At 70.1% G+C, this 8,514-nt stretch carries 7 protein-coding genes and 2 pseudogenes; 6 read left to right on the top strand and 3 right to left on the bottom strand.

The window, feature by feature from the left end; translation table 11 throughout:
- Positions 1-506: inositol monophosphatase (locus GJ632_RS16260; protein WP_231751615.1), on the bottom strand; the 506-nt coding region annotated here is incomplete at its 3' end.
- Between the two features lie 157 nt (positions 507-663).
- On the opposite strand from GJ632_RS16260, the pseudogene GJ632_RS16255 reads away from it, so the two are divergent.
- From GJ632_RS16255 to GJ632_RS16240, 4 genes and pseudogenes are all read left to right on the top strand, one after another.
- A pseudogene (locus GJ632_RS16255) lies at positions 664-2,927 on the top strand (prolyl oligopeptidase family serine peptidase).
- A gap of 49 nt (positions 2,928-2,976) precedes the next feature.
- Positions 2,977-3,492, top strand: a complete 516-nt coding sequence (locus GJ632_RS16250; RefSeq protein ID WP_191453498.1) for a macro domain-containing protein — start codon at positions 2,977-2,979, stop codon at positions 3,490-3,492.
- 126 nt (positions 3,493-3,618) lie between these two features.
- Positions 3,619-4,392, top strand: a complete 774-nt coding sequence (locus GJ632_RS16245) for an SDR family oxidoreductase (RefSeq protein ID WP_191453497.1) — start codon at positions 3,619-3,621, stop codon at positions 4,390-4,392.
- A gap of 49 nt (positions 4,393-4,441) precedes the next feature.
- Complete coding sequence (locus GJ632_RS16240) at positions 4,442-4,663, top strand: hypothetical protein (protein ID WP_191453496.1); 222 nt, start codon at positions 4,442-4,444, stop codon at positions 4,661-4,663.
- 208 nt (positions 4,664-4,871) lie between these two features.
- Here the strand turns inward: GJ632_RS16240 and GJ632_RS16235 are convergent, their stop codons facing one another.
- On the bottom strand, positions 4,872-5,903 hold the full coding sequence (locus GJ632_RS16235; protein WP_089805884.1) for a succinylglutamate desuccinylase/aspartoacylase family protein: 1,032 nt from the start codon (positions 5,901-5,903) through the stop codon (positions 4,872-4,874).
- Between the two features lie 111 nt (positions 5,904-6,014).
- Here GJ632_RS16235 and GJ632_RS16230 point away from each other — a divergent pair.
- Both GJ632_RS16230 and GJ632_RS16225 read left to right on the top strand, forming a co-directional pair.
- Positions 6,015-7,330: pseudogene (locus GJ632_RS16230) on the top strand (NADH:flavin oxidoreductase).
- Between the two features lie 127 nt (positions 7,331-7,457).
- Positions 7,458-7,640, top strand: coding sequence for a YbhB/YbcL family Raf kinase inhibitor-like protein (locus GJ632_RS16225; RefSeq protein WP_394351823.1), 183 nt, complete (start codon positions 7,458-7,460; stop codon positions 7,638-7,640).
- Positions 7,641-7,693: 53 nt separating this feature from the next.
- On the opposite strand, the gene GJ632_RS16220 is transcribed toward GJ632_RS16225, so the two are convergent.
- On the bottom strand, positions 7,694-8,514 hold an 821-nt coding region (locus tag GJ632_RS16220; RefSeq protein ID WP_191453494.1), incomplete at its 5' end, for an ABC transporter permease.

Genomic DNA, 8,514 nt, shown 5'->3' with positions numbered 1-8,514 from the left:
GGCCGAGGACGAACGAGACGGTGCCGTGTTCGAGGGGTACGTCGCTGTCGGCCGAGAGGGGGGGTGCCGTTCACCGTCGCGCCCACGCCGCGGCGGGCGACGTAGGTGGAGTCCGGCAGGGGTTCGTGGATGGCCGCGACGACGGGGTCGCCGTCGCGGAGGACGGCCGCGGCGGTGGCGAACGCCGGGAGTCCGGAGGCGAAGTTGTTCGTGCCGTCGAGGGGGTCGACGACCCACTCGTACCGGTGGTCGCCGTTCCGCCCGGACTCCTCGCCGTGGACGGCGTGGTCCGGGAACGCCCCGCGGACCACGTCGAGGACGCGGGCCTCGGCCGCGCGGTCCGCGTCGGTCTTCACGTCGTCGTTGCCGTACTCGCCCGCGACGTGGCCGTCGCGGAAGGCGTCTTCGAGGTAGTCGCCGCCGGCGCGGACGGCGCGCGTGGCGACGTCCGCCAACGCGTCGAGGGCCGGGTCGTCCGCGTCGGAGGGGGTGGAGGAGTCGCTCATACGCTCACTCCGCGGTGGGGGGGAAAGAGCCGTTCGGTTGCGCGGTGGCCGCGCCCTCTCGCCCGCCTCCCGTCACCGCCGCGGCACTCTCCGCGCCCCGGCGCGCACCTTCCGGTTGGCGAACGTACTTTGTCCGGGCGACGGCAGTTGACACGACATGGACCCGCTGCCAATCGAGACGTTCTACGACCTGACCGTCCTCTCGGACGTGGCGCTCTCGCCGTCGGGCGACCGGGCGGCGTTCGTCGCCGCCGAGTTCGACCCGGACGCGGACGAACGGCTCTCGTCGCTGTTCGTCGTCCCGACCGACGGGAGCCGCGACCCCCACCGACTCACCCGCGTCGCCTCGGCGTCGAGTCCGGCGTGGGGGCCGGACGGCGGACGACTCGCCTTCCTCGCCGCCCGCGAGGAGGACGCCGCCGGCGCGTCGGCCGCGACGAGGAGAGCGAAGACGAGTCGACGGTCGACGCGGACGCCGCCGCCGCCGCCGACGACGACGCCGAACCGCCCGCGGACGAGGAGGAGGAACCGAAGACGCAGGTGTGGCTGTTCGACCTCGCCCGCGGCGGCGACGCCCGGCAGGTGACCGACTTCGAGGAGGGGGCGTCGGAGTTCGACTGGTCGCCCGACGGCGACCGGATGGTCGTCGCCGCGCGCGACCCGACCGACGAGGAACGCGACTCCCTCGACGACCGGCGGGACGGCGGCCCCGTCGAGACGGAGCGGTTGCAGCACAAACTCGACGGGTCGGGATTCCTCGACACCGTGACGACGTACCTGTTCGTCGTGGACGTCGAGACCGGTGCGGCGGACCGACTGGACGAGGCCCGCGGCGGCGGCGCGTTCCACGAACTGTCGGGCACGACGCCCGCGTGGGGGCCGAACGACCGCATCGCGTACGCGGCCTACGAGGGCGAGGACGGGGACGACACGTTCGTCCGCGACGTCTACTCCGTCCGACCGGACGGGTCGGCGAAGCGACGCCACACCGACGGCGAACTCACGGCGACGCTTCCGGCGTGGTCGCCCGACGGGGACCGACTCGCGTTCGTCGGCGGCGACCCGGAGAACTGGTGTATCCCACAGCAACTGTACGTCGCCGACGCCGACGCCGGGGTTGCTCTCGACGCCGACGACACCGACGCGGGAGACGACCACGGGGGCGCGAGCGACGGTACGGACGACGCCGACGCCGCGTACCGGAGCGTCTCGGCGTCGCTCGACCGGACGCTCGCTCGAGGTGCGGACCCCCACTGGGCCGACGACGACACGCTCTACGCCCTCGTCGGCGACGAGGGGAAGACGCGCCCGGTGCGGTTCGACGCCGACGCGGACGCGCCCGAACGGACGTTCCCGGCCCAGGGCGACGACCGGGCCTGCCTCGCGTTCGAGACGGCCGAGGGGACCGTTCTCGCCCACCTCTCGCACCCGAGCGAGGGGTCGGACCTGTACGCGTTCGCCACCGACGCGGCGGACGCGGACGCGGACGCGGCCCTCACCCGACTCACGGACCTGAACGCCGAGATTCGAGACGCGTACGAGATGCCGCAGGTGCGGCGCGTCTCCTACGACAGCGACGGCGCCGAAATCGACGGCATCGTCTACGCGCCGCCGTCGTTCGACTTCGACGACCCCGACCCGCGTCCGCTGGTGGTCGCCATCCACGGCGGGCCCATCTCCTACGACGAACCCGTGTTCGACTTCACGCACGCGGTGTTCACCTCCCGCGACTACCTCGTGTTCCGCCCGAACTACCGCGGCGGGTCCTCCTACGGCCGCGAGTTCGCCGAAGTGCTCCGCGGCGAGTGGGGCACCGTCGAGGTGGACGACGTCGCCGCCGGCGCGCGCGCACTCGTCTCGCGCGGGTGGGTCGACGAGGACCGCGTCTTCGGCCACGGCTTCTCCTACGGCGGCATCGCGCAGGGCTACCTCGTCACGCAGTATCCGGACCTGCTGACCGCCGCCGCGCCCGAACACGGCATCTACGACCTGCGGTCGGCGTTCGGCACCGACGACAGTCACGTCTGGACGACGAACGACTACGGCGTCCCGTGGGAGAACGCCGACGCCTACGACGCCTCGTCGGCCATCACCGACGTGGGGAACCTCCGGACGCCCCTGCTGGTCGTCGCCGGCGGCGAGGACTGGCGCTGTCCGCCGTCCCAGTCCGAGCAACTGTACGTCAGCGCCAAGAAGCAGGGCGTCGAGGCGCGCTTCGTCCTCTACCCCGACGAACACCACAACGTCGGCGACCCGGACAGAGCGATTCACCGGCTGGCGGAGATAACCTCGTGGTACGAACGGCACGACCCGGCGGTCGAGTCGGCCAACGGGGACGAGGATACGGACGTGGACGGAAACGACGACGTGGACGGCGTCGACGGCGAAGACGGAGCAGGCGGCCCGGACGGCGACGAGTAGGCACCGCGACGCGCCCCGACTTTTTCGTTCTCGACTCCGAGTTCGAAGTATGGAGTTTCGCGTCGTCCACGGAGACATCGCACAGCAGACGGCGGACGCACTCGTGAACGCCGCGGGGACGAGCCTCCGGATGGGGTCGGGCGTCGCGGGCGCCCTCAGACGCGGCGGCGGAGGGGAGTTGAACGAGGCGGCGATGGCGGAAGGCCCCGTCGATTTGGGCGCGGTGGCCGTCACCGACGCGTTCGGACTCGACGCCGACTACGTGATTCACGCCGCCGCGATGCCGCACTACGGCGACGGGCGGGCGACGGCAGACAGCATCCGCGACGCCGCGCACAACGCGTTGGAACGAGCGGACGAGCTCGGCTGCGAGTCGCTGGTGATGCCGGCGCTCGGGTGCGGCGTCGCCGGGTTCGCCCTCGAAGACGGCGCGCGCATCATCTGCGAGGTCATCGACGAGTACGAACCCGACTCGCTGTCGGACGTTCGGTTCGCCGCCTACGACGAGAGCGAGTACGAGACGATTCGCCGCGTCGCCGACGAGGTTCGCGGAGGGGCCGATTGACTGACGTGGCGCGTCCGTTCCGCCGGCAGTCGGAGAAAGTTTCGTAATTACTCTTAATCGGGTTATATCTGAAATATCTGTTGTATTACCCGTCTAAGATAAATATTATGATGTCGTACTCTACTCATGGTCGGATTACTGCAAGACAAGGTGGCGGTGGTGACCGGTGGTTCGAGCGGCAACGGACGCGCCATGGCGATGGCCTTCGCCCACGAGGGGGCGGACGTCGTCGTCGCGGACCTGCAGGCCGAACCCCGCGAGGGCGGCACGCCGACGCACGAACTCGTGATGGCGGAGACGGACCGTCGGGCCAAGTTCGTCCGGTGCGACGTGACGAACGTGGCGGACCTCGAAGCGGCCGTCGAGGAGGCCGAGGAGTTCGGCGGCGTCGACGTCATGGTCAACAACGCCGGTATCTTCCGCGCGGAGGAGTTCCTCGACGTGACCGAGGAGGAGTACGACGCGCTGATGGACATCAACGTGAAGGGCGTCTTCTTCGGGTCGCAGGCGGCCGCGAAGAAGATGGTCGAGAAGGGCGGCGGGAACATCGTCAACATCTCCAGCGTCGCCGGACTTCAGGGGTCGGGCGAGTACGTCACCTACAACACCTCGAAGGGGGCCGTCCGCCTCATGACGTACGCTCTGGCGTCGAAGTTCGGACCGCAGGGCATCCGGGTCAACGCTATCCACCCGGGTCTCATCGAGACGACGATGACGACGGAGGACGTGCCCATCTTCGGCACCGAACAGGAGGACGCGTTCGTCGAGACGATTCCGTCCCGCCGCGCCGGCACGCCCGAAGACGTCGCGAACGCCGCGGTGTTCCTCGCCTCGGACCTCGGCGGCTACGTCAACGGCGAATCGCTCGTCGTCGACGGCGGGATGTCGAGCACGCTCTGAGCGTCCCTCGACCGTACTGTTTTGCCGAATCGGCCCTTCCCTCCGAGCGATGCGCGTCCCCGAAGACGCCGCCGGCGTCTGCCCCGTCTGCGGCGTCGCGTACGACTCCGTCTCCGAACACGACGCCGGCCTCATGGTGAACCTCCTCGACAACGCCGTCTACCGCCGCGTCTGCTTCGACCCGGTCACGGTGGACGGGCGGGCGAAGGTCCGGTTCTACCACCACACGCACGAACAGGTGCGAGCGGGGAGCGAGTTCACCGACGGCTGACGCGCCCGCTCGATTCGGGCCGACGAGACGGCCCTCAGGACCACGGCCTCACTCCGAACGACAGCGCTCGGGTCGGACCGATGGAACGGCCCTCAGGACCACGGCCTCACTCCGAACGACAGCGCTCGATTCGGGCCGATGGAACGGCCCTCAGGACCACGGCCTCACTCCGAACGACAGCGCTCGGGTCGGGCCGATGGAACGGCTCTCAGGACCACGGTCGTTCGGTAAACTCCCCGGCGTCTATCTGCCGCTCAATCTCGGCCAGCGTCTCGTCGCGCACGCTCACGAGGTGACACAGCGGGTGTCCCGGCGCGGCGACGGGGTTCTGGAGGACGCCGATGACGAGACCCGTGAACGGCGCGGCGACCCGCTTCTCGCGCTTCTTGAAGTGGTCCGTGATGGTGCAGATGGTGTCGTCCGCGTACACGAGAGGCACGTCGCCGTACTGCATCTCCACCAGCCCGCCCGTGTCGGCGCGAAGCCACGCCTTGTCCGAGGCGTTCGCGACGACGCGCGTCCACCCGGGCCACGCCACCGGCCGGTCCGGGAGGAGACCGTACTCCGCGAGGACGCTCTCGACGCCCTCCAGCGCGCGTTCGACGAGGGGCGGTTGGAAGCGGTGCGCCCGCCCCATCTCCACCGTGATGGTGGGCATTCCCTCCCGCGTGGCGACGGTGCGGAGTGACCCCGCGTCCGCCTCGCCCGAGAGGACGAGGTTCGAGCCGAACGACCGGGCGAGGCGTTCCACCTCGGGGTTCGACATGTCCGCGCGGACGTGATACATCGTCGTCCGGTTCCGCGTCGAAGTGTGGAAGTCGATGCCGACGTCGCACGGGCGGACGAACCGCTCGTATATCTGGTTCGCCATCCGCTCGGCCGTGTTCGCGGAGTCACGCCCGGGGAACGAGCGGTTCAGGTCGAGGTCGTAGATGGGGATGTAGCGCTGCTGGGCGAGGTAGCCGGGGACGTTGGCGACGTGGACGCAGACGATGGTGCCGTGTATCTCCGCGGGGTCGTAGCGCGCCGACACCTCCTGCAGGACCTTCACGCCGTTGAGTTCGTCGCCGTGGAGGGCGGCGGTCATGAACACCCGCGGACCGCCGTGTTCACCGTTTATCACCGTGACCGGAATCTCGACGGGGTCGCCGAGGTACGTCTCGCTTATCTGGTACCGCAGGTGTCGCTTCTCGCCCGGCGGCACCTCGGTGTCGTACCGGAACGGTTTCGGGTCGCTCACGCGGCGAGGTTGGTCGAGTCGGGTCAAAGCTCTTTGCGACCACCCGAACGGTCGTCGGGAGCGCCACGCACCGACCCAGCACCTATACTCGCCCCCGCCCTCCCGTCGCGTATGTCCCGTCTCGAATCACCGCTCCGAATCGGCGACGTGCGGGTGCCGAACCGCCTCTATCGGTCGCCCCTGCTGGAGTGCGCGGGGAACGGGCCCGAGGCGGTGGACCGTCTCGTCGCCGAGTTGGAACCGGCCGCGGCGTCTGGCGCGGGACTCGTCTGTCAGGGCGCGACTATCGTCCGCGGCGAGGGTGGCTGTGCCGCGCCGGGGATGACGCGCGTCCACGACCCCGACTTCGTCTCTCGGCTCTCCCGTCTCACCGACGCGATTCACCGCCACGGCGGGCGCATCGCCGTCCAACTCGAACACGGCGGCCTCAGGAGCATGGAGACGTGGCACGCTGGCTACCGCGAGGACCACCCTGACCTCCGGCAACTCGCCGTCTCCGAACCGCCGCGACTCCTGCGCGCGATGGCCGCGACGGGGTTTCTCGACTACGACGCGCACGTCCTCTCCACCGAGGAGGTGTACGAACTCGCCGCCGACTTCGGCCGGTCGGCGAAGTGGTGCGCCGACGCGGGCTACGACGTGATTCACCTCGCGGGCGCGAACATGGGCCTCGTCCACCAGTTCCTCTCGTCGTTCTACAACCGCCGCGACGACGAGTTCCGCGACGGCGTCCGCTTTCTGGAAGTCGTCCACGACGAGATTCGCTCGCGCGCGGGCGACGTGCCCGTGATGACGAAGGTGCCCGCCGAGACGGCCGCCCCGCCCGTCGTCCGCCGCCGCCTCTCCGCCGACGACGCCGTGGGTATCTGCGCCCGCCTCGCCGACTACGGCTACGACGCTCTCGTCCCGGTCAACGGCTCGGTGTTCTGGGACGCCAGCATCGTGAAGGGGAACTACCCGGACCGCGCGTGGCGCGACGACCGGTTCGAAGCGGGGTACGCCGAAGCGTTCGGCGGGCGACTCCGCGCCCGACTCGTCGCTCTCGGCAACTGGCTGGAGTCGAAGGCGTACGACTTCGAACCGGCGTGGAACGCCGACCTGTGCCGGCGCGTCCGGCGCACGGTGGACGTGCCCGTCCTCTGCGAGGGCGGGATTCGCGGCCGCGCGGAGATGGACAGACTGCTCGGAGACGCCTGCGACGCCGTCGGCCTCGGCCGCCCGTTCTACGCCGAACCGAGACTGCCCGCCCGACTGCTCGACGGCGACCCGACGACGCGCGTCGTCTGCCGGAACTGCAACAACTGCGCCGTCCCGCAGGCCACCGGCGCCGACGGCGCTGTCGGACGCCCGACGTGCTTCGCCGGGCGGGAGAACTGCGCCGGGCGGGGGCGTACGACCGCGAAGACGCCGAAGCCGACGGGCCGTAGCGTGGGCTAGTTCTCTCCTGTCAGGTGACGCACCGGTACGCATGCACCGACGCGACGTGCTCGCGCTCTCCGGCGCTTCGCTGGCCGGGTGCGTCGGGCGACCGGACGACGACTCGGCGGGGGCGACGTGGGATACTACCCGGCGTGTCCGCCCGCCGGCGACGGCCCGCACACCTACCGGTTCACGCTGTTCGCCCTCGGCGACAGACTCGACGTGACGGCGGGGGCGCGACGCGACGCCGTCCAGCGAGCAATCGACGACGCGACGCTCGAACGGGCGCGACTGACGGCGACGTACGAGCGTTCCTGACGCGTGAGCGGCCCCGGACCGAACCACGGGTCGGACGACGCTCCGCCGCCCGCCTACTCCCGGGGGTCGAGTGCGTCCTGTAGCGCGTCGCCGAACAGGCCGAACGCGAGGATGGTGGCGACGAGGACGAGGATGGGCCACGTCGAAATCCACCAGAACAGCGGGAAGTAGTCGCTCATCCCCCAGCGAATCGTCTCGCCCCACGACGGCAGTTCGATGGCGTTCAGTTTCAGGAACGACAGCGACGCCTCCACGAGAATCAGGTAGGGAATCTGCTGGGCCGTCGAGACGACGACGGTGTCGGTGACGTTCGGCACGACGTGCTTGCGGAGGACGTCGAGGTTCGAGGCGCCCGCGCTCTTGGCCGCCGTGACGTAGTGTTCGTTTCGGAGCGACAGCACCTCGCCGCGGACGATGCGGGCGACGCCGCCCCACCCGAGGAGGCCGAACACGAGGACGATGAGAAAGAGGCTCCGGCCGAAGACGAAGATGGCGATGAAGTAGATGACGATGGCGGGGACGGACTGCTGGACGTCGACGTACCGCATCAGGAGGGCGTCGACGGGGCCGCCGAAGTAGCCCGCCGTGACGCCGACGACGGTGGCGACGGGAACGATGATGACCGAGGAGACGAGGGCGACTTGGAGCGCGATGCGCGCGCCCTGCACCGTCACCCACACCATGTCGCGGCCGAACGGATCGGTGCCGAACGGGAACCGGGCCGTCCCGGCGCAGGCGCCGTCGGTCACCGGCCCCACGCAGTTGCCGACGATGAGGTCGTTGATGGTCGTGAACACGGGCGGTTGCGCGGCGTGGAGGACGTCCGGCGTCGCCGGGCCGACGAGCAGGGGGCCGAACAGGCCGACGAGGAAGA

It is taken from the genome of Halogeometricum sp. CBA1124 (assembly GCF_009741955.1).
Taxonomy (GTDB): Archaea; Halobacteriota; Halobacteria; order Halobacteriales; family Haloferacaceae; genus Halogeometricum; species Halogeometricum rufum.
The sequence above is the reverse complement of the archived record's forward strand: the minus strand, read 5'-3'. Positions and strand labels throughout refer to the sequence as shown.